General features: G+C 38.2%; 20 protein-coding genes. 7 read left to right on the top strand and 13 right to left on the bottom strand.

Features of this window, described 5'->3' with window-relative positions:
* Positions 1-242: 242 nt before the first annotated feature.
* Positions 243-1,256 (bottom strand): lipoyl synthase, encoded by a 1,014-nt coding sequence (lipA, locus tag J690_RS10605; protein ID WP_002118167.1) that lies wholly within the window; start codon positions 1,254-1,256, stop codon positions 243-245.
* Positions 1,257-1,452: 196 nt separating this feature from the next.
* Here lipA and sthA point away from each other — a divergent pair, with 196 nt between their 5' ends.
* Positions 1,453-2,865 (top strand): Si-specific NAD(P)(+) transhydrogenase, encoded by a 1,413-nt coding sequence (gene sthA / locus J690_RS10600; protein WP_002118117.1) that lies wholly within the window; start codon positions 1,453-1,455, stop codon positions 2,863-2,865.
* 243 nt (positions 2,866-3,108) lie between these two features.
* On the opposite strand, the gene J690_RS10590 is transcribed toward sthA, so the two are convergent.
* The 4 genes from J690_RS10590 to map form a co-directional block, all read right to left on the bottom strand.
* Positions 3,109-4,323: an MFS transporter gene (locus tag J690_RS10590; protein ID WP_017480731.1), complete on the bottom strand. Its 1,215-nt coding sequence runs from the start codon at positions 4,321-4,323 to the stop codon at positions 3,109-3,111.
* Between the two features lie 170 nt (positions 4,324-4,493).
* Positions 4,494-5,840 carry an MFS transporter gene (locus J690_RS10585; protein WP_017480732.1) on the bottom strand — a complete coding sequence of 449 codons (1,347 nt, stop codon included), beginning with the start codon at positions 5,838-5,840 and terminating at the stop codon, positions 4,494-4,496.
* Between the two features lie 404 nt (positions 5,841-6,244).
* Positions 6,245-7,363 (bottom strand): OmpW/AlkL family protein, encoded by a 1,119-nt coding sequence (locus J690_RS10580; protein WP_032035696.1) that lies wholly within the window; start codon positions 7,361-7,363, stop codon positions 6,245-6,247.
* 204 nt (positions 7,364-7,567) lie between these two features.
* Positions 7,568-8,395 carry a type I methionyl aminopeptidase gene (gene map, locus J690_RS10575; RefSeq protein ID WP_002118165.1) on the bottom strand — a complete coding sequence of 276 codons (828 nt, stop codon included), beginning with the start codon at positions 8,393-8,395 and terminating at the stop codon, positions 7,568-7,570.
* A gap of 210 nt (positions 8,396-8,605) precedes the next feature.
* On the opposite strand from map, the gene rpsB reads away from it, so the two are divergent.
* The 6 genes from rpsB to J690_RS10545 all read left to right on the top strand — a co-directional run bounded on the left by rpsB (position 8,606) and on the right by J690_RS10545 (position 12,976).
* The gene (gene rpsB, locus J690_RS10570) at positions 8,606-9,358 is read left to right on the top strand and encodes a 30S ribosomal protein S2 (RefSeq protein WP_002118204.1); all 753 of its coding nucleotides are present in this window, start codon (positions 8,606-8,608) and stop codon (positions 9,356-9,358) included.
* Between the two features lie 137 nt (positions 9,359-9,495).
* Positions 9,496-10,371, top strand: coding sequence for a translation elongation factor Ts (tsf, locus tag J690_RS10565; protein WP_002118238.1), 876 nt, complete (start codon positions 9,496-9,498; stop codon positions 10,369-10,371).
* A gap of 65 nt (positions 10,372-10,436) precedes the next feature.
* A complete protein-coding gene (locus J690_RS10560) occupies positions 10,437-10,922 on the top strand; it encodes a DUF3465 domain-containing protein (RefSeq protein ID WP_032005281.1) in 486 nt (161 codons plus the stop codon).
* A gap of 105 nt (positions 10,923-11,027) precedes the next feature.
* Complete coding sequence (locus J690_RS10555) at positions 11,028-11,852, top strand: helix-turn-helix transcriptional regulator (RefSeq protein WP_005068210.1); 825 nt, start codon at positions 11,028-11,030, stop codon at positions 11,850-11,852.
* 88 nt (positions 11,853-11,940) lie between these two features.
* Positions 11,941-12,657 carry an AzlC family ABC transporter permease gene (locus J690_RS10550; protein ID WP_032005283.1) on the top strand — a complete coding sequence of 239 codons (717 nt, stop codon included), beginning with the start codon at positions 11,941-11,943 and terminating at the stop codon, positions 12,655-12,657.
* A gap of 1 nt (position 12,658) precedes the next feature.
* Entirely contained in the window at positions 12,659-12,976 is a 318-nt protein-coding gene (locus J690_RS10545; RefSeq protein ID WP_016145923.1) for an AzlD domain-containing protein, read from the top strand.
* Between the two features lie 43 nt (positions 12,977-13,019).
* Here J690_RS10545 and J690_RS10540 read toward each other — a convergent pair whose 3' ends face one another.
* The 8 genes from J690_RS10540 to J690_RS10505 all read right to left on the bottom strand — a co-directional run bounded on the left by J690_RS10540 (position 13,020) and on the right by J690_RS10505 (position 20,422).
* Positions 13,020-13,469, bottom strand: a complete 450-nt coding sequence (locus tag J690_RS10540) for an Mpo1 family 2-hydroxy fatty acid dioxygenase (RefSeq protein ID WP_032004595.1) — start codon at positions 13,467-13,469, stop codon at positions 13,020-13,022.
* Positions 13,470-14,042: 573 nt separating this feature from the next.
* Positions 14,043-14,654 (bottom strand): septal ring lytic transglycosylase RlpA family protein, encoded by a 612-nt coding sequence (locus tag J690_RS10535; protein ID WP_002118141.1) that lies wholly within the window; start codon positions 14,652-14,654, stop codon positions 14,043-14,045.
* Between the two features lie 289 nt (positions 14,655-14,943).
* Positions 14,944-15,945 carry a lytic murein transglycosylase B gene (gene mltB / locus J690_RS10530; RefSeq protein ID WP_032004596.1) on the bottom strand — a complete coding sequence of 334 codons (1,002 nt, stop codon included), beginning with the start codon at positions 15,943-15,945 and terminating at the stop codon, positions 14,944-14,946.
* A 19-nt stretch (positions 15,946-15,964) separates the two neighbouring features.
* The gene (gene rodA / locus J690_RS10525; protein ID WP_005068220.1) at positions 15,965-17,107 is read right to left on the bottom strand and encodes a rod shape-determining protein RodA; all 1,143 of its coding nucleotides are present in this window, start codon (positions 17,105-17,107) and stop codon (positions 15,965-15,967) included.
* Positions 17,108-17,233: 126 nt separating this feature from the next.
* Positions 17,234-17,884: a hypothetical protein gene (locus J690_RS10520; protein ID WP_002118229.1), complete on the bottom strand. Its 651-nt coding sequence runs from the start codon at positions 17,882-17,884 to the stop codon at positions 17,234-17,236.
* Between the two features lie 23 nt (positions 17,885-17,907).
* Complete coding sequence (gene queF / locus J690_RS10515) at positions 17,908-18,720, bottom strand: NADPH-dependent 7-cyano-7-deazaguanine reductase QueF (protein ID WP_017386539.1); 813 nt, start codon at positions 18,718-18,720, stop codon at positions 17,908-17,910.
* Positions 18,717-19,490: an ABC transporter permease gene (locus tag J690_RS10510; protein WP_002118099.1), complete on the bottom strand. Its 774-nt coding sequence runs from the start codon at positions 19,488-19,490 to the stop codon at positions 18,717-18,719. The genes queF and J690_RS10510 overlap by 4 nt, the downstream gene beginning before the upstream one ends.
* Positions 19,487-20,422, bottom strand: coding sequence for an ABC transporter ATP-binding protein (locus tag J690_RS10505; RefSeq protein ID WP_002118101.1), 936 nt, complete (start codon positions 20,420-20,422; stop codon positions 19,487-19,489). Before J690_RS10505 ends, J690_RS10510 begins: the two co-directional genes overlap by 4 nt.
* Between the last annotated feature and the right edge of the window lie 24 nt (positions 20,423-20,446).

Below are 20,446 nucleotides of genomic sequence, written 5' to 3'. Positions count from 1 at the left end.
TACAAAAAAGCGAGGAGAGATTTAAGGCTTAACTAGCTAATTTTTAATGCTGTTTAAATTTAATTTTTTATGTCGCAATTGATGTATATGCTAGAGCAGGGATATATCGTACTTTTAGGTATAAGATATTTTTAAGTGAAAGTGTAATGGGTTGTTTTATCGATTTGTCAAGAAATGTTATTGATTTTCTTATACAAATAAAAAGCCCTCTGAAGTAGAGGGCTTTTAAAGATATTTAATTTTTAAGCTTCGACAACTTGAACAGCGATTTTTTTAGCTGGATCTACTTTGCGACGAACTTCTGGAACTGGTTCACCGTGGTATTGACGATCAGCAAAGTAACTTGAACGAACCATTGGTGCAGACCAAATATTTCTAAAGCCAAGTTTACGGCCATGCTCTGCATAACGTTCGAACTCTTCTGGTGTAACAAAGCGGTCAATTGGTGCGTGTTGCTTAGAAGGCTGTAAGTATTGACCAATAGTCACATAGTCAACATCGTGAGCACGCAAGTCATCAAGCAATGCAATAACTTCTTCTTCAGTTTCACCGATACCCACCATCAAACCGCATTTTGTTGGGATATCAGGGCAGTATTCTTTAAACATTTTTAATAAGTTTAAAGAATGTTGATAGTCTGAACCTGGACGCATTGCTTTATAGAGACGTGGCACAGTCTCGATGTTGTGGTTAAATACGTCTGGCGGACATTCAGTCATAATGCGTAAAGCAATATCCATACGTCCGCGGAAATCTGGTACTAAAATCTCAAGCAATGTATTTGGGCTTAGTGCACGAGCTTCTTTGATACAGTCCACAAAGTGTTGTGCACCGCCGTCAAGTAAGTCATCACGGTCAACCGAAGTAATTACCGCATATTTGAGCTTAAGATTAGCAATTGTCTCTGCCATGTGACGAGGTTCATCTGCATCGAGTGCATTTGGACGACCATGTGCTACATCACAGAAAGGGCAACGACGTGTACAAATATCACCCATGATCATGAATGTTGCTGTACCACCACCAAAACATTCTGGTAGGTTTGGACAAGCAGCTTCTTCACAAACGGTATGGAGTTTTTGAGCACGTAAAGTGGTTTTAATACGCTGAACTTCTTCTGGTGCCGTCATCTTGACACGAATCCAGTCAGGTTTACGCGGCACTTCAACCGTAGGTACAACTTTTACAGGAATTCTTGCGACTTTTTCTGCGCCACGAAGTTTTACACCCTGTTCAGGTTTACGGTGTTCTGACATATTTAACTTTTCCACTCGTTTATAGAGACATTGACATTGTATTATAGCGAACTTCTGCAGTTAATAGCGGAAAATAACTATTCATATAATAAATGTGGTTATTCAGAAATATAGGGTTGAGAAATACATAAATTCACCGCATATTAGCCATAATTTATTATAAAATATGGTCATTCAAGTGAGGAAGGAGCTTTCAATGCCACGTAAAAAAGAGGTCGTTAGTGGGAATTTCGTTAAATACGATGCGGTAGTTCTCGGTTCTGGACCTGCAGGTGAAGGCGCGGCAATGAAGCTTGCAAAAGCGGGTAAGCGTGTTGCAATTGTAGATGTGCGTGATCAACTGGGTGGTAACTGTGCACACGTTGGTACCATTCCAAGTAAAGCATTACGTCAAACAGTTTCTAGTATTATTCGCTATCAGCGTGATCCAATGTTTCAAAAAGTAGGTGAATGGAAACAGTTCACCATGAAACAGGTTTTGCGTAATGCACACAAAGTAATTCAACAACAGGTTGATACGCATACACGTTTTTACGATCGTAACAAAATCGGTGTATTCCACGGCCGTGCATATATTCAAGATAAAAATACAGTTTTAGTTTTTAGCCATGAAGGCATTAAAGAAACAATTATCTGTAAGCAAATCGTGATTGCGACAGGTAGTCGTCCTTATCATCCACAAGGTTTAGACTTTGACCATCCTCGCGTATTCGATTCGGACAAAATCCTTGATCTTGATTATTCAATTCAAAAAATTATTATTTACGGCGCGGGTGTTATTGGCTGTGAATATGCCTCAATCTTTATTGGTTTAGATCATAAAGTTGACTTGATTAATACTCAGCAAAAATTATTAAGTTATCTAGATGATGAAATTGCTGATGCGTTGTCTTATCATTTACGTGAACAAGGCGTATTGATTCGTCACAATGAGCAAATGGATCATCTTGAAACGTTTGATGACCATGTTGTACTGCATTTACAAAGTGGTAAAAAGATTAAAGCCGATGCGATTCTTTGGTGTAACGGCCGTTCAGGTAACACAGAAGGCTTAGGTCTTGAGAATGTTGGGTTAGTACCAAATAACCGTGGTCAACTTTCAGTAAATGATCAATATCAAACTGAAGTTGAAAATATATATGCTGCTGGTGACGTGATTGGTTGGCCATCACTTGCTTCTGCTGCTTATGACCAAGGGCGCTGTGCTGGCGCAAATATGAGTGGTGAAGATGCGAAGCCAGTACGTGATATCCCGACTGGTATTTATACTATTCCGGAAATCTCATCAATTGGTAAAAATGAACAGGAACTAACGGAAGAGAAAATTCCGTATGAAGTAGGTCAAGCTTCTTTCCGTCATTTGGCTCGTGCGCAAATTACCGGTGATACAGTGGGTGAGTTAAAAATTCTTTTCCACCGCGACACTATGGAAATTTTAGGTATTCATTGTTTTGGTAATAACGCTGCCGAAATTATCCACATTGGGCAAGCAGTTATGCACAGCCCAAACAATACTCTGAAATATTTTGTTGAAACAACGTTTAACTATCCAACAATGGCAGAAGCATATCGTGTAGCTGCGCTTAATGGTATGAATCGTTTGTTTTGATTTTAAATAAGTTTTCCATAAAAAAGCCCGCAAACTTGCGGGCTTTTTTATTTTCATTAGACCATAGATTTTTTATATTTTTATGACAATTTGCAGTATGCGTCTGGCTGTCTATATCTCTAGTGGGCACAAAATGCTTGATTGAAATATACAAATAAATCAGGAGTTTGTTTCCATAAAATGATTGAACATGCCAGCAGAGTAATCACGAGCAAAGTCATAATTGTTTTCAAAAGTAAGGCATTATGCGTCATGAATAACAGCCTCCTCATTTACAAAGAAATGTACGATTACCCCTAATATACTCAAAGCTATTGAACATAGCCAAATCGCATTGTAATTACCTGTTAAGTCATGGTTAACACCGCCAAGCCAACCGCCAAAGAAAGAACCGACTTGATGGGTGAAAAACACAATACCACTTAACATTGAAAGGTATTTAACACCGAACATATTCGCTACAATGCCGTTGGTAAGTGGAACTGTAGAGAGCCATAAAAGTCCCATAATGACGCCAAAAGCATATACCGTATAAGTGCTTAGAGGTAATAATAAAAAGGCGATGATTGCGATGCCACGGCTACCGTAAAGTGCCATCAATAATTTAGGTTTTGAGAAACGATCTCCTAACCAACCAGCACCATAAGTCCCCACAATATTAAATAGTCCAACTAGTGCCAGAAACACAGTGCCTGTAGCTGCATCAAAGCCGTGATCGATTAAATAGCCCGGCAGATGAACACCTAAAAAGACCACCTGAAATCCACACACTAAAAAGCCTAAAGCTAACCACCAGAACGGCTTATGTTTTCTAGCAATATTCAGTACTTGTTTAAATGTGAGTTGAGGTTGAACAATTGCTTTTGGCGTTTGATTGCTTGGTCCTTTTAGCATCCATGCTAGGGGAATGATAAACGCAATTAACAGCGCACTCACCATTAAAGCTGACGACCATCCTACCGTTTTAAGCAAGAGAAGGGTGGAAGGTAGCATAATAAACTGACCAAAAGAGCCTGCTGCACTGGCAATACCCATTGCCATACTTCTTTTTTCTGGAGGGGCAGCTCGGCCTACTGCACTCAGTAAAACCGTAAAAGAGGTTGCTGATAAAGCTAAACCAATAATAAGACCTAAGCTTAAATTCAAAATGAGTACACTTGAACTAAAAGCCATTAAAAGTAGGCCTAGGGTATAAAGTAAGCCACCAACAGCAACTACAACTTTACTGCCATATTTATCTGCAATTGCACCGGTAAAAGGCTGAACAGCTCCCCAGATCAGGTTCTGCATGGCTATCGCAAGACTAAAAACATGCTGTCCCCAGCCAAATTCATGGCTCATGGGTACAAGGTAGAGACCGAAACCATGACGGACACCTAATGAAAGGGCCAAAATAATTGCACTGCCAATCAGCATATAGATGAGGGACTGAGAAAATTGGTTGCCAGTTTTAGTCATGATTAATGGAAAATTATAATAATGATGATTTATTGTAGAAGATATATCGAAAAATATCGATATAGTTAGAGGGAATATTTAAGAAGAATTAAAAAGTTCTTAAGGATCGTATTTTATGAGAAGGAAATTAAAGAAGCAGACACCATTTTGATCTCTGCTTCTTGTAGAAATTATGCTGCGGAATTACGTTCAAGTAATGCTTGTTCAAAAAGTACTTGTTCTTTTTCTTTATGTTCAGTCGTGAAGCGAATTAGAATTACGCTACAGCCAGCGATTATAACCAACCCACCTAAAATAAATAGACAAGTTTGAATATCGAGTACACCTTTTAATAAGAAACCAGCTGCAACTGCACCAACATTACCACCTGCACCAATAATGCCTGCAACACCACCTAATGCATTACGATCAATAAATGGTACAAGAGCATATGTCGCGCCACAAGCCATGTGAGTAAACAGGGCAAAAATCGTCATAGAAATAATTGCAAGAGCTATCACATTCATTTGAGAGAAAAGAATTAAGAATAAACCTTCACCTAAAATCATGAGTACTAGTACTTTAGTACGGCCATCTAAACCTTTTTTGAGTGCGACTTTATCGGAAATAATACCGCCAAGTGCACGAGCAAAGAGTGCAAGAAGACCAAATATCCCCGCGGTTAAACCAGCAGTTTTTAAATCCATTTTGAAGTGATCAACATAGTACATTGCTGCAACGTTATGGATAAAAATTTCAATACCGAAACATGCACCGTAAGCCACAAATAAAATCCAGACACGGTAGTTACGAGCAGCTTGCATCAAAATTGCCATGCCACCTTTTTTACCACTGCCAACTTCAATACCTTGTGCGCGGACTTCTTTGAAGTTTCCTTGAGGACAGTCTTGGGTGAGTTTCCAATAAAGAATACCAACAATGACCATCATTACGCCTGGTACGATTAATGCAACACGCCAACCCATAGTTTGTTCGACACCGAACATGACAATTGCACTAAGTAATAAAGGCATTAGAGCTTGGGTTGCACCGCCACCAGCATTACCCCAACCAGCTGCTGCCGCATTTGCTGTACCTACAACATTAGGTGCAAACATAACGCTTGTATGATATTGCGTAATAACAAAGCTTGCGCCAATTGCACCAATCAGTAAGCGGAAGAATAAAAAAGACTCATAACTGTTAGCAGCAGCAACGCCAAATACAGGAATACTGCCAAGCAAGAGAAGGGCTGTATAGGTAATCCTCGGGCCATATTTATCACAAAGCGGACCGACAACGAGTCTTACTAAAATCGTAATTGCAACGGCGGCAATATTGATATTGGCAATTTGATCTTTGGTTAAGCCGAACTCACCTTTAATAACCGGCATGAGTGGTGCGCAAGCAAACCATGCGAAGAAGCACACAAAGAATGCGAGCCAAGTCATGTGGAAAGCGCGCATTGCAGGAGTAGAAAAGCTAAATAATTTTATTTCAGTTGCTTTTTTTGCATCTAGATTGATATTTGAAGACATACGCCGTCCCTCTGAACTGAACGAAATTTTAATTTGCATGGCAATTTATTGCCTATCTGCAGACCGATCAGAGCGGACATCGTTGGCCGTCTTGGTTTATTCATTGAATCATCGTTGACTCATCATGCTGTAAATAAAGCAAGGGTCGTGCCAAAAAATTATTTTTACTAAAAAGGAAAAATTACTTTCTAATTCTATTGGGTTAGTTTATTAAAAATAAAATTAATTAAAAAATAGAAATAAATCAGTAAATGCTCATAAGAGAGGAATACGGTAAATTTTTTCTATCGGCTTTATAAAAGTGCTCATTTTTTTAGCATTTTGATTTAAAAAGAAGCAAAATGTAAAAAAAAGAAAGCTATAAAAACATGCATAAGTTTTTATAGCTTTGGGTGACACAAAAATTAGAAGCGGTAACCGACACCAACATATGTAATGAGGGGGTCAATATCAATTTTGGTATTCGCTTTAATTAGCTCTTTACCTGTATTTTGGTCAGTCACATAGATTTTTGCTTCATTATTCATTTTGGAATATGAAACTGAACCAACAGCAAACCAGTTTGGGTTGAAGTCATAAGATGCACCTAAAGTCACAATAGGGGCAAAAGTATCGGTTGCTTCTAGTTTAACGATAGGGTTTGCTGATGATGTTTTTCGATCTAATGCTGCACCTGCTTTACCATCATGGATATTCTGGATCATGTGACCCGCTTGAATTAAATCGGCCTCAATACCGGGATTCATTTTTAAATCATTAAAGTATGCATACATCACGCCAGCCCCGATATAAGGACGGAACTTATTTACCCCTGATTTACCAAATTGATAATGTAGTTCAACGGCTGGTAACCATGCACGAGCAGTCGCAGCCTTACCCCCCTGAGAAAGATCAGTAATATGCAGGTCTTGTTTTAAAGGAATATCTCCACCTGCCTTGGAAATTCCATCTCCTATGATTCCTCCAATCGAAGATCCATCTTTTAGTGGAGTCGCTTTTCCAGAAAGGGGAGCGTAAATATTACCTTTTCCATTAATATCTACTTTAGGAGGAATACCACCTTTAATTTCTAAAGATAAATTGTCCGTAAAGTTGTAATTAAACATAAGACCAACAGTATCAACATCAGCAGCTTCTAAGCCAGAACCTTGTTGTTGCCATTGAGAAAGACCATTAACTTCTGCTGTACCTGCAAGTGATGAGGGAAGAGTGTCTGTAAACTTATCAAGAAGGCTAATAGTGCTATACCAGAATTTTCCTGAAGTTTTACTTTGGTCGATTGCATCTAAAACGGCTTTTGTAGATACATCTCCAACTTTAGATGTTGTACCTTCTGCAACGCTAGTATTGATATTGACAGGGTTTCCTGAGCCTTGAGGCATAGCATGGAGCCAACCAGCAGAGACAGAAAAACGTTTGAAGCCATCGCCATCTTTAAAACTAAAATATGGTGAAGCGGCATAAGTGAATGTTGGCAGAGCAAAAAAGGCAACTGTCATACAAAATAATGACTTTTTCATCATAAAAGGACTCCATGTCCGAGCATTTGTTTACTGATTTTTATTGAGCTCACCATAACGCGTTTTATTGAAATAATTGTGTATTAAAAATTAATAATTGTAATTTTTTTGAAATATTTGTTTATATTTAGAAAGATTTATTAATAAAAAGTACATAATAAATAATAAAAGACTACACAAAGTAGCCTTTTATTTAAGTTTTTTAAATTATTGGTTGAAGCGAGATAAGTCTTCTTCAGGACGAGCAGTTAAGACTTCAATGCCTGTTTGGGTGACTAAAATAGTATGTTCATACTGAGCTGAAAGTTTATGGTCTTTGGTTACGACAGTCCATTTGTCACCTAACAATTTAGTTTGCCATACGCCAGCATTTACCATAGGTTCAATCGTAAAAGTCATACCTGCTTCTAAACGCATACCTGTACCAGCTTGACCATAATGGAGTACTTGAGGTTCATCATGGAAAACAGTTCCAATACCGTGACCACAATATTCGCGTACTACACTAAAACGTTCTGATTCGACATACTTTTGGATTGCGTGGCCGATATCACCTAAATATGAACCATCTCTAACAGTTGCCATCCCACGATACATCGCTTCTTGAGCAACTTTGCATAGACGGTTGGCTAAAATAGAAGTTTCACCACCAACGACATACATCATGTTGGTATCGCCGTGATAACCATCTTTAATGACAGTAACGTCAATATTAAGGATGTCACCATTTTTTAAAATTTTATTTTCAGAGGGAATACCATGACAGACAACATGGTTAACCGAAGTACAAATAGAGTGTTGAAAAGCAGGGCGCCCAGGAGCTCCACCATAGCCTACACATGCAGGAATAGCATGTTGCACATTTTCAATGTGATTACGACAAATGGTATCAAGTTCAAGTGTACTTACCCCTGCCTTAATATGGGGCTTGATCATCTCTAGAACTTCAGCCGCCAGTCGTCCTGCAATGCGCATTTTTTCAATTTCATCTGGAGTTTTGATTAATCGACGTGGAGCTGTATAAGTACTGTTCATGATCTCTAAAAACTTTTGGTAATTTACAAGTGTCTATGGTATAAATAGCCGCCCATTTTATCAAATGCTTTTCGTGAATATCTTTTACGAACAATTTTGATAGATGGAGTAAAAAATCCGCACATATATCGTCACATTACTCTGGGTGCCCGTAAAAAGGTGGAGAATGCGGATATATGGAGGCCTAACCCAACTTTTAAGGTAAAGAAAATGGCAGATTACAACGTAAGCATGCGCGACCTTCTTCAAGCAGGTGCGCACTTTGGTCACCAAACTCGTTTCTGGAACCCAAAAATGCGTCAATACATTTTTGGCGCGCGCAACAAAATTCACATCATCAACCTTGAGCACACTGTTCCTGCGTTAAATGATGCTTTGAACTTCGCTAACCAATTAGCAAGCAAAAAGAACAAAGTTTTGTTCGTTGGTACAAAACGTGCTGCTTCTAACATCATCCGTGAACAAGCTCAACGCGCTGGTCAACCATATGTAGATCACCGTTGGTTAGGTGGTATGTTGACGAACTGGAAAACACTTCGCCAATCTATCAACCGTTTAAAAGATCTTCAAACTCAATCTCAAGATGGTACTTTTGCTAAGCTTACTAAACGTGAAGCTTTAGAACGTGCTCGTGAGATGGAAAAACTTGAGCGCTCTTTAGGCGGCGTTAAAAACATGGGTGGTTTACCTGACGCATTATTTGTAATCGACGTTGATCACGAAGCGATTGCAATCAAAGAAGCGAAGAACTTAGGTATTCCTGTTATCGGTATCGTTGATACAAACTCTAACCCAGACAACGTTGATTACGTTATTCCTGGTAACGACGATGCGATCCGTGCAGTAACTCTATATGCTTCAGCTATGGCTGACGCAATTCTTGCTGGTAAAGAATACGCTCAATCTCAAGCGAACGCTCAAGCAAAAGGCGATGACGCTGCGAAAGACGCTTCTGAGGCTTAATGCGTTTTGACGCAGGCTTGTCATTTTTGCGACATGTAATGGTGGCAAATTAAGCGTCGAGAGTGCAAACGGCCCAGAGTTTCTTTGGGCCGTTTTTGTTGAAAAGATTTATTTTCTACCGATTTTAGGAGATCAACATGACTGCAATTACTGCAAGCATGGTAAAAGAATTACGTGACCGTACTGGTCTTGCAATGATGGAATGCAAAAAAGCATTAACAGAAGCGAACGGTGACATCGAGCTTGCTATTGATAACCTTCGTAAATCTGGTCAAGCTAAAGCTGCTAAAAAAGCTGGTAACATTGCTGCTGACGGTGCAATCACAATCGTTCAAGAAGGCAACAAAGCAATTTTAGTTGAAGTTAACTGTCAAACTGACTTCGTTGCTAAAGACGAAAACTTCTCTAACTTCTCAAAAGCTGTTGCTACTGCCGCTTTAGCTGCTGGTGAAACTGATGCTGCTAAAATCGCTGAATTAAAATTAGCAGACGGTCAATCAGTTGAAGAAGCTCGTATTGCACTTGTTCAAAAAATCGGTGAAAACATCCAAGTTCGTCGTGCGAAAATCGTTGAAGGCGAAAACTTGGCTATCTACAAACACGGTTTAAAAATCGGTGTTGTAGTTTCTTATACTGGTGATGCTGATACTGGTAAAGGTATTGCAATGCACGTTGCTGCATTCAACCCAGTAGCTGTAAATGCTGAAGCTGTTCCTGCTGACCTTATCGCTAAAGAAAAAGAAATTGCTGAAGCGAAAGCGTTAGAATCTGGTAAGCCAGCTAACATCGTTGAGAAAATGGTAACTGGTTCAGTTGATAAATACTTGAACGAAGTTGCTCTTGATCGTCAAATGTATGTAATCGACAACGACAAGAAAGTTGCTGATGTATTAAAAGCAACTGGTACTACTGTTGCTGAATTCGTACGTTTCGAAGTTGGTGAAGGTATTGAGAAGAAAGCAGAACTTAGCTTCGCTGAAGAAGTTGCTGCTGCTCAAGCTGCTGCGAAGTAATTCGTATCACAATAAAAAAAGCCCCATTGGGGCTTTTTTTATCTCAGTTAAAATAAGGGTATACAATGACAAATAAAAAAAATCTCAGTATTGCTGGTGTGATTATTTTATTGATTGCTGCGTATTTTGGTCTAGATTTATCTGGGCATAAGCAAAGTCAATCACCCTCATCAACTATACCCGCAGCTCAGCGTAATGAAACTACATTTTTAAATAATGGGGTGGACACTGTAAAAGCTGCTTATGAGCAGAGACAAAGTAATGTTCAAGTGCAGGGAAGAGGTCGAGTCAAAACAATTTTAAGAGATGATAATGATGGGTCAAGACACCAGAAATTCATTCTAGTATTAAAAAATGGTCTTTCAATTTTGGTTGCACATAATATCGATTTGGCACCTAAAATTTCTAATCTAAATAAAGGTGACATCGTTGAGTTTTATGGCGAATATGAGTACAACCCAAAAGGTGGTGTACTACATTGGACTCATCACGATCCACAAGGTCGTCATGAAGGTGGATGGCTTAAACATGACGGACAGATCTATCAATAAAGCTCACGTGAACGTTTAATCAGATTATTTTCATAGAGCAATTTTGTTCTATTCAGTTTATTAAAACATGCTATGGTTTTTTTATTGAATAGATGAGACGTATTTATGCAGCGGGAGCAAGCCGATTATCTGCATGTGCGAGAGTTGGGCGGTTTAGAGTTATTAAAAGCACATTATCACCAAACACAATTTTCAAAGCATACTCATGAAGGGTACTGTATTGGTGTGATTGAAGAGGGAGCACAGTCTTTTTTTAGGACGGGACAGCTGCATGTAGCTCCTAAAGGCGACATTATTTTAGTAAACGCTGACGAAATTCATACTGGTTCATCGGCTGTTGAGTCAGGGTGGCGTTATCGAGCGATCTATCCAACACCTGAAATGTTAGCAGAAGTTAGTCAAGATTTTTTTGAAAACCCACATGGAGCACCATGGTTTCCTCAAGCTGTGATTCGCGACCTAGGTTTGGCTCAACAGCTTTGCTTACTTTTTGATTTATTAGAACAAAAAGATAATTTTCTACTCAAAGAAACGATGTATTTAACAACGTTAGCTTGTCTTATGAAGAGACATGGTAAATCAAATCATACTTTTTGTGAGTTACCAGAAGCATATTCAAAAATATTAAGAGTTAAAGAATTACTCGTAGAAATGCCTGAAACAAACTTTTCTTTACAAGATTTGGCTGACATGGTCGGCTTGAGCGCTTGGCATTTCTTAAGGCAATTTAAAAAATATGTAGGTCTGCCACCTCACGCTTGGCTTGTACAAGCACGTTTACAAAAAGCAAGACAGTTATTAAAACAGGGGGACCAAATTGCCATGGTGGCACAACAATGTGGTTTTTCTGACCAAAGCCATTTTAACCGTCACTTTAAAAAAGCAATGGGCGTCACACCCACTCAATATGTAGCAAGTTTGAACATATAAATAAATTAGTTTTAAAGCAATTTTATCCAATATAAGTCGGCACTCATCAAGCATGGTATAGAGATGTTTCTTATATTGGATTTTATATATGAATATTCAGCTTAATCAGCCGGTTGGGTTTTCAAAAAATAAGCCATCCTATTTATTTTTACGTGGTGTAATGGATATTTTGCCCTTATCAATTTCTGTTATTCCGTGGGCAATCTTAGCGGGATCTATGGCAATTCATGCAGGATTATCTTTCTATAAAGCATTAGCAATGTCTGGACTCGTCTTTGCTGGAGCTGCTCAGTTGGTTAGTTTAAGCATGGCTATGGAAGGTGCTTCTGTTTTTACAATTTATTTGACTATTTTCTTTTTAACGGCTCAGCATTTTATTTATGCATTAACTTTAAGAAATGACATTTCTATTTTGTCTTTACCTAAACGATTGAGTTTAGGCTTTTTATTAACAGATGAATTGTTTGCGGTGAGTGCTCCATTTGAAAAAAGAAGTTCGGAATATCTGTTGGGAGCCGGTTTATGTTTTTATTTATTTTGGGTTGCTTTTAGTTTGGTGGGAATACTGCTGGCGACAGTGATACCTGATCTTTTAAATTACCATTTGGATTTTTCGATTGTTGCTATTTTTATTGCCATGATTGTGCCGTTATGTAAAGGATTTCCAGTCATAGTTGGTGTGCTAACAACTTGTTTAAGTGGGTTTTTATTTAAATTTTATCAAATTGAGGGTGCGATTTTACTTTCAGGATTAATGGGAATGTTAATTGCTGTTTTAACTGAAAAAATAGGTAAGGAGCAATAATATGTCTTGGTTTATGATTTTAGGCTTGGCAGCAATCGTCTTTTTTAATCGCTATTATTTTTTAGAACCTCAAGTAAAAATTAAACTGCCGCTTATTCTGAATAAGATGCTTAACTATTCTGCACCTTGTTTGTTAACTGCAATTTGTATTCCAGTTATTTTTTTCGATGGTAATCATTTAAGAGGCGTGATAAATAATCCTTATATTTATGCAGCAATCTTTTGTATTGTAATCGCTATGTACCTAAAAAAAGTTCTTTTAAGTGTGATAGCAAGTTTAGGATTTTTTTATTTTATAAATTTTCTAATAAATTACTAACATGCAAAAGCTGAATCGAAAGGATTCAGCTTTAAGTTAATCTTTAAGCAGGAGCTTGTTGTTGTCTGCTTTTCCATTTAGGTAAAATTTTTGAGAGATAAGCATCCATACACCAAACTGGTCCAATTAGTAGGAATTGTAAATCTTTAAAGAACGAAGGTTTTTTGCCTTCGACTTTATGTCCGTAAAATTGTCCAACCCAAGCAATCACAAAAATAGCGATATAAAACCCGACTCCTACAGGTAGGGTATAAATGAGCCATGCCATAACAACAAGTAAAGCAGCCATTGCCACAGCAAGCACAAGATCTAAACGTGCATAAAATACTAAGGTCAACACAAGTAATAAAGCAGTAAGCAATGTGCTGAAATGTGCAATGATTCCAATAATAGAAAATAAAATGGCGGGAACGCAAAGCCAGTGAATTTGTTTATTGGTTGGATTTTGATGACTTTCGCTATATTCATCAAACCATTCAGTAATGGATTTCATTAGTAGCACACTCCTTGTTTTAACTTTGATTTATTTTTTGTGAGTATATTTTAGCCTGTTCTTGAGGATCTCGACAAGAAACTAACACTATTCAACTATAGGGAGCGTTGTATTAAAAAACCTAAGAAAGGGCAAATGAAAAAATAATACGAGTGTGATTGACAAGGTGGACAATTCGACCACAAGAATGGGGGGATTTTTCATAATATTTTTTCTGTGTGGCTAGATGATGAAATCATCTAAAAAAGTGTGATTTTGAGATTGATGGGAAAATTGTATGAAAAAGCTCTACTCATCTACTCTAAAAACGCCATAAATAGCCTTTGTTTTGAAGAAATGGTACTAGGGTAGCGCAAATTTAAAAAAGACGCTCTAAACGCAAATTAGACGTAAAATTAACTGGTATTAAATAAACATTGTTTTTTGTTTAAAAAATATTCAAATTTAGAGCTGGATAAGGGTCAAAAAAAGAGGATTTTTTAACTTTAAGTTAGGATTTATTTTGATAACTTAAAATATAAAAAAGCCGCAGAAAAAATTGCGGCTTTTTACATGAACTCGAGAGGCTATAACTTATGAAGTTGGGCCATCAACACGCTCAATATTTACTTTAGCTGTTCCAGCATTGGTAATACCAAGACGTTTAGCTGCACCGTATGATAGGTCAAGTACACGGTTGCCATGGAAAGGACCACGGTCATTTACTTTTACAACTACACTTTTACCATTATCTTTATTCGTTACTCGAATATAACAGTTCAACGGTAGGCTACGGTGAGCAGCAGTTAAAGCATTCATGTCGAATGTTTCACCACTTGCTGTTTTACGACCATGGAATTGGCGACCATACCAAGATGCCATACCAGTTTGGCTAAACTTACGAACAGTGTTTGAAGCTACTGTGTTAAGTTTTTCAATCACTGAAGGCTCATCTTCAGGGATTTCAATTTTTGCTGCGATAGCTTGACGACGGATTTGATCGCCAGAACGTTCAGTGATTGAAAGACTGTTAATGTTAGAAAAACGAGAATTAAAGTTTTGAGTATCTTTACTCAATACACGTGCTGCTAGATTAGGACCATCTACATCACTGTTTAATGATGATGACTGCACCATTTCAGCGTGCAGTGGGGCCATACTTAAACTAGCCGTCAGTGCAAGAACGTATTTCAGCGATAACTGCATTTGTATAAACTCCTGAGAACATGTACTTTTTTCTTCCAGCCATTGACTGAAATTTAAAGTGAACATGCCTTATTATTCACTTTTGCAATTGCTATATTGGGGTGGATAATATTCATCGGTTACGGAGAGTGTCTAGTCTTTAACGAGAAATCTTTACAAAAAGGGCAAAAACTTACAGTTTTAGGTTAAAAAATAATCAATAATGTAACAAGTTATTAAAAATGTATGTATTGCGATCTATTTAACAAAAATATTTATTGACTTTTACATAAAGTATAAAAAAGCTAGCCTATCGGCTAGCTACTTCGGTGCCTAATAACCATACAGCAGTAGCGTACATACGGCTCTTATTATAAGTCGTAATCACTTGAAAATTCGGGTAAGTTAAATAGTAAATTGGACCATTATAGTCTTGTAATTGAATAACATTCACCATATCGAGATCATCAATTTTAACTAAAGGATTCAATGGAGAAATACCGAGTGTCTTTAATGCACCATATGGGAAAGGTTGCGTTAAATCTTTAGCAATAATACTTTCTGGATTTGCCCCAGTGTAACGAGCCATAAACCCGATCGGTTGGTCGCGTTGCCAACCTTGTTTTGCTAAGTAGTTTGCAATTGATCCAATAGCATCTTCTGCTGAGTTTCTTAAGTCGATATGTCCATTACCGTCATAATCCACTCCATATTTACTAATATTGCTTGGCATAAATTGTGGATAGCCAATCGCACCTGCATAGGAACCAACAATACTATTTGTTGGGTAGCCTTCTTTATAAGTCCATGCAATAAGAGCAGCTAGCTCATCACCAAAATATTCAGCACGGCGAGGGTAGCCAAAAGCAAGGGTAGCTAAAGCATCACGTGTAATAAAAGAACCTTTATTTGCGCCATAACCTGTTTCAACGCCCAAAATACCTAAAATGACAGCTTGAGATACGCCATATTGTTGTTCTGCACGATTTAACGCATCTGCATATTGATTTTTAAAACGGACACCACGTTGAATTGTGCCTTCAACCAAGAACATAGAGCGATAATCATACCAAGGCTTACTTTCACCCGGACGAGTCATAATATTTAGAATGTTTGGTAAATTTTTTGCGCCACTCATGGCTGCATCGACTTGATCGCTACTTAAGCCATAAGCATTCATCGTTTTTTGTTTAAAATTCAAATAATCAGGATGTGTTGCAAAATCGTTGGCCTGAGCGAAATGACTTGTACTGATTAAGCCAGTACACAAAGCGAGCATTTTTAAAGTTTTATTTAAGTGTTGAGACAACATATCGTTTTAAAATTCCAGATTATCGATGTGTATGAATGGACATGACTAAACCAAAGGTGGCCATTAAAGTAATAATAGCTGTTCCGCCATAACTCATAAAAGGTAAAGGAACACCTACTACAGGTAAAATACCACTGACCATTCCCGCATTTACAAATACATAAACAAAAAAAGACAAACCAAAGGCGCCAGCAACTAAACGTCCATAGTTATGGAAGCTTTGTAAACCGATCTGGAATGTTCTAAAAATAATGGCAAAATAAAGAATTACTAAAATAAGTACACCGATGAGTCCAAATTCTTCGGAATATGCAGCAATAATAAAGTCAGTATGTCCTTCGGGTAAAAAGTGTAAATGTGATTGGGTACCTTCAAGGAAGCCTTTACCTGAAAAACCACCAGAACCAATTGCAGTTTTAGATTGAATAATATTCCAACCCGTACCGAGTGCGTCTGCCTCGGGGTCAAGTAAAGTTAAAACCCTTTGGCGTTGATAGTCGTGTAAAAGAAATTCCCACGCAATTGGAATTACGATTGCTGCACATGCGGCAGCTGCACCAATCATTCGCCACGATAGTCCACTTAAAAATAAGACAAATATACCGCTTGCTAATACTAAAAGTGATGTCCCTAAATCAGGTTGTTCTGCAATCAGTAAAAAGGGAATACCAATTAACATTAATGATAAAACAACTTGTGAAAAACTAGGAGGAAGAGGTTTTCGTGCTAGAAACCATGCAATCATCATCGGCATGCCGATTTTCATGAACTCACTGGGTTGGACACTTCCGAAACCGGGAATATCAATCCAGCGCTGAGCACCCATTCGGACTTCACCGAATACCATAACTGCCACAAGCGAAAATAGGCCGAACAAATAAAAGTATGGGGAAAACGCTTGATAGACCTTAGGCGGAATTTGGGCTAGACCAAACATCACTAAAAAGCCAATACCAAAACTCATGGCTTGTTTACTGACCAGACCTACATCCTGTGCCGAAGCACTATATAGTACGGTTAAACCTAATAGCGCATTTAATAGCAAAAATAGACATAACCACGGGTCAATGTGGAGTTGTTGCCACCTTGATGGTTGCATAGCGGTGCTAAGACCATCTCGAGGAGCTTGGCGTAAAAACTTATATTGTGGGCTAGGAGACATGCGGCGTTAACTAGGTCAATCAGTGCTTGGCGCATGCTAACATAAACCTGATTAATGGCAATGTATATCAATATTTTGCAATAAAAAAACCTAGCTCTCGCTAGGTTTCCGATAGGCTACTTTTTATTAGTTAAAGAATAGACTTTCGTGATATTCAGCCATCGCTTTTAGTTCAGTGCGATTTAAGCTAGGGATCAGTTTATCGATCGCAATATGAACTGCTTTTGTTACAGCTGCCGCACCAATATCAGCTGCTTTACGCTTAATCATGCCAAGGTCTAATGTCTTATTAAAATCAGACATAAAATGTTTAACCATAGCATCTCCAAACTGTTTATACAGTTCAGCCAATGCAGCTTTATTGATATCGTTACCCGCCTTAAGCTCAGTGAAGTTATGCTGAAGATTAGTGACTAAACTAGGATCTAGAGTTACACCTACTTTATATTGACCTTGTGGATCTTTAAATAAGCTTTTTTCAGAGAACTCTACTGACTGTTTAACAACATCGTTTGGCGCTTTGCTTAACAATTGTTTTAAAAGAACAGCGACTGTTGATTTGACATAGCCTGCTAGTTTTTCGGCAGTATCGCGCTTTTCACTTGCAGGGAAGTGCTGAACTAACTGAATTAAGACATTATCAATAATCTCTTCATTAAGTTGTAAAGCAATCTTATCGCGAAGTGGGTATAAAGGCTCACTAGAATTTTTGTTCGCAATTCCAGTTTGTATATCGTTCAATAAGCCTTCAGAAGGGGTAAAACCAAAAAACGGCATGGTGTATCCTCAAATTATTCGTTTTATTGTCGTGCCAATCGAATCGGTTTTGGCATCCATGAAAGATCCGATACTCGGCAAGGGTTAATATCAAGTCCGCCGCGACGAGTATAAGTTGCATAAACCATCAGCTTTTCAGGCTGCAAATTTTGCCAAATATCCGCAAAAATCTGCTCGACACACTGTTCGTGAAAGCCGTTATGCTGACGGTACGAGATAATATAAGCTAAAACACTACGATAACAAGGTTTTTTGCCCTTAAAACGGATAAAAACTGTACCCCAATCTGGTTGTCCCGTGACTGGGCAGTTACTTCTTAAAAGATGAGAATATAGTTCAATTTCGACTTCTTCATCAGACGCATCTCGTTTTAAAAGAGTCGCATCTGGATGTTGCTCTAAACGCTCTGGATCTAGGTCATCAATACAAATACCTTGAGGTTTAGAAATGTCTAAATCATCTACTTGAAATAAGGTTAACTCAACTTTTGCACCTGCCGCAGCAGATAGATCTTTTTCAACCGTTTCAATAAACGACTGTTTAGAGTCAAACTGAGTGAAGTTAAGGCTATTGAAGTAAAGTTTTAATGACTTTGATTCAATCAAATTTGGTGAAGAAGCTGGCAGTGTAATTCTGCCAATAGCAACTTGCGGGATAGCATGAGCGTTTAACCATGAAATTTCAAAAACATGCCACCAATCTTTACCTTGTGTAATACCTTCAATATGCGAGTAGGCTTCACGAGACTGAGCACGAGCAATTGGAAATAAAACATCAGGTTGATAGTTAGTTGGATATTGAGTTTCTTTACCCAATAAAGACTGTTCGACACTCATTCACGCATTCCTGAACCACGAGCAAGTAAATAGTATGCAATTCCGTAAAGTACAGCACAGCATAATGTCACAATGATTAAAGAGAACGTAACGTTTACGTCACTATGACCTAAAATGCCGAAACGGAAAGCATTAACCATATACACAATAGGATTAATTAAAGAAAGTTTTTGCCAAAAAGGGCCAAGTGCACTAATGGCATAGAACACACCACCTAAATAGGTTAAAGGTGTAAGGACAAAAGTTGGAATAATAGAAATATCATCAAATGATTTTGCATAGACTGCATTAATGAAGCCGCCTAAGGAAAATAAAACAGATGTAATTAAGACTGTATATATAGTCACAAACCAGTTATGTATAAAAAGGTCTGTAAAGAACATGCTCATTGTTGTCACAATTGCTCCGACCAATACACCACGGCAAATACCACCAATGACATAGCCCCACAAAATAATATGTAGTGGCACAGGACTCATAATCAGTTCTTCAATGCTCTTTTGGAATTTCACACTAAAGAAACTTGAAGATACGTTAGCATAACTGTTGGTAATAACCGCCATCATGATGAGGCCGGGTACGATAAACTGCATGTAGCTCACGCCGCCCATTTGTCCAATGCGCGAACCAACCAAATTACCAAAAATGACAAAGTACAAACTCATCGTGATCGCAGGTGGTAACAAGGTTTGCGGCCAAATACGTAGAAATCGGCGTACTTCTTTACGAACTAGAGTCCAGAGGGCAATTTGCAGTTGGCTAAAATTCATTTTGCCTCTCCTTCAAGATTTTTCTCGACCATTTTGACGAATAGCTCTTCTAGACGGTTCGATTTGTTTCGCATACTACGAACACGAATACCTTGTGATTCTAAAAGCTGGAATAAGTCATTTAATGTATGGGCCTTATCCATTGTCACTTCTAAAGTGCTGCTATCAATTAAGTTGAACTTCACACCAATAATATTTAACTGGAGTGGGGCAATGGGTTCTGCCAAATCGAAAATAAAAGACTCTTCACTCAGCTGGTTTAAGAAACTTTTCATGCTGGTGTCTTCTTTAATGACACCGCGGTCAATGATAGCAATTTGACGACATAACATTTCTGCTTCTTCGAGATAATGTGTAGTCAAAATAATAGAAGTACCACTTTCGTTCATTTCGGTTAGAAAATCCCACATCGAACGGCGTAACTCAATATCTACACCTGCGGTAGGCTCATCTAAAATAAGAAGTTTAGGTTCATGCATCATGGCACGTGCAATCATGAGGCGGCGTTTCATACCACCAGATAACATGCGTGCTTGTATATTACGCTTTTCCCATAGACCTAGTTTTTCTAAATAATGTTCAGCGCGTTTTTCTGCAATCTTTTTATGAATGCCGTAATAGCCAGCTTGAGTGACTAAAATATCGAACGCTTTTTCAAACTGACCAAAGTTAAATTCTTGAGGGACAACGCCAAGTTGTTGTTTTGCCAAGGATGGATGAGTGTCGAGATTATGTCCAAAAATCTCAACTGTTCCTTCGGTTTTTTTCGTGAGGGAACTGATAATACCAATGGTTGTTGATTTGCCGGCACCATTTGGGCCTAACAACGCATAAAATTCACCTTCAGGCACAGTGAGGTTAATACCTTTTAACGCCTGAAAACCATTACGATATGTTTTGGACAAATCTCTTAAAACCAAAGCATCAGTCATGAAATTCTCACATTATGAAAGAGG

It is taken from the genome of Acinetobacter sp. 742879, from assembly GCF_000588535.1.
Lineage (GTDB): Bacteria > Pseudomonadota > Gammaproteobacteria > Pseudomonadales > Moraxellaceae > Acinetobacter > Acinetobacter pittii.
Note: the sequence above shows the minus strand (reverse complement) of the source record. Positions and strands in the feature narration are given on the sequence as shown.

Excerpts from the sequence above, each read along its gene's own strand:
- rodA (WP_005068220.1), bottom strand. The coding sequence starts at position 17,107 with ATGTCTCCTAGCCCACAATATAAGTTTTTACGCCAAGCTCCTCGAGAT.
- J690_RS10505 (WP_002118101.1), bottom strand. The coding sequence starts at position 20,422 with ATGACTGATGCTTTGGTTTTAAGAGATTTGTCCAAAACATATCGTAAT.
- J690_RS10580 (WP_032035696.1), bottom strand. The coding sequence starts at position 7,363 with ATGATGAAAAAGTCATTATTTTGTATGACAGTTGCCTTTTTTGCTCTG.
- J690_RS10585 (WP_017480732.1), bottom strand. The coding sequence starts at position 5,840 with ATGTCTTCAAATATCAATCTAGATGCAAAAAAAGCAACTGAAATAAAA.
- tsf (WP_002118238.1), top strand. The coding sequence starts at position 9,496 with ATGACTGCAATTACTGCAAGCATGGTAAAAGAATTACGTGACCGTACT.
- sthA (WP_002118117.1), top strand. The coding sequence starts at position 1,453 with ATGCCACGTAAAAAAGAGGTCGTTAGTGGGAATTTCGTTAAATACGAT.
- J690_RS10510 (WP_002118099.1), bottom strand. The coding sequence starts at position 19,490 with ATGAATTTTAGCCAACTGCAAATTGCCCTCTGGACTCTAGTTCGTAAA.
- J690_RS10560 (WP_032005281.1), top strand. The coding sequence starts at position 10,437 with ATGACAAATAAAAAAAATCTCAGTATTGCTGGTGTGATTATTTTATTG.
- J690_RS10550 (WP_032005283.1), top strand. The coding sequence starts at position 11,941 with ATGAATATTCAGCTTAATCAGCCGGTTGGGTTTTCAAAAAATAAGCCA.
- J690_RS10535 (WP_002118141.1), bottom strand. The coding sequence starts at position 14,654 with ATGCAGTTATCGCTGAAATACGTTCTTGCACTGACGGCTAGTTTAAGT.
- J690_RS10545 (WP_016145923.1), top strand. The coding sequence starts at position 12,659 with ATGTCTTGGTTTATGATTTTAGGCTTGGCAGCAATCGTCTTTTTTAAT.
- J690_RS10520 (WP_002118229.1), bottom strand. The coding sequence starts at position 17,884 with ATGCCGTTTTTTGGTTTTACCCCTTCTGAAGGCTTATTGAACGATATA.
- mltB (WP_032004596.1), bottom strand. The coding sequence starts at position 15,945 with ATGTTGTCTCAACACTTAAATAAAACTTTAAAAATGCTCGCTTTGTGT.
- J690_RS10540 (WP_032004595.1), bottom strand. The coding sequence starts at position 13,469 with ATGAAATCCATTACTGAATGGTTTGATGAATATAGCGAAAGTCATCAA.
- rpsB (WP_002118204.1), top strand. The coding sequence starts at position 8,606 with ATGGCAGATTACAACGTAAGCATGCGCGACCTTCTTCAAGCAGGTGCG.
- queF (WP_017386539.1), bottom strand. The coding sequence starts at position 18,720 with ATGAGTGTCGAACAGTCTTTATTGGGTAAAGAAACTCAATATCCAACT.
- map (WP_002118165.1), bottom strand. The coding sequence starts at position 8,395 with ATGAACAGTACTTATACAGCTCCACGTCGATTAATCAAAACTCCAGAT.
- J690_RS10555 (WP_005068210.1), top strand. The coding sequence starts at position 11,028 with ATGCAGCGGGAGCAAGCCGATTATCTGCATGTGCGAGAGTTGGGCGGT.
- lipA (WP_002118167.1), bottom strand. The coding sequence starts at position 1,256 with ATGTCAGAACACCGTAAACCTGAACAGGGTGTAAAACTTCGTGGCGCA.
- J690_RS10590 (WP_017480731.1), bottom strand. The coding sequence starts at position 4,323 with ATGACTAAAACTGGCAACCAATTTTCTCAGTCCCTCATCTATATGCTG.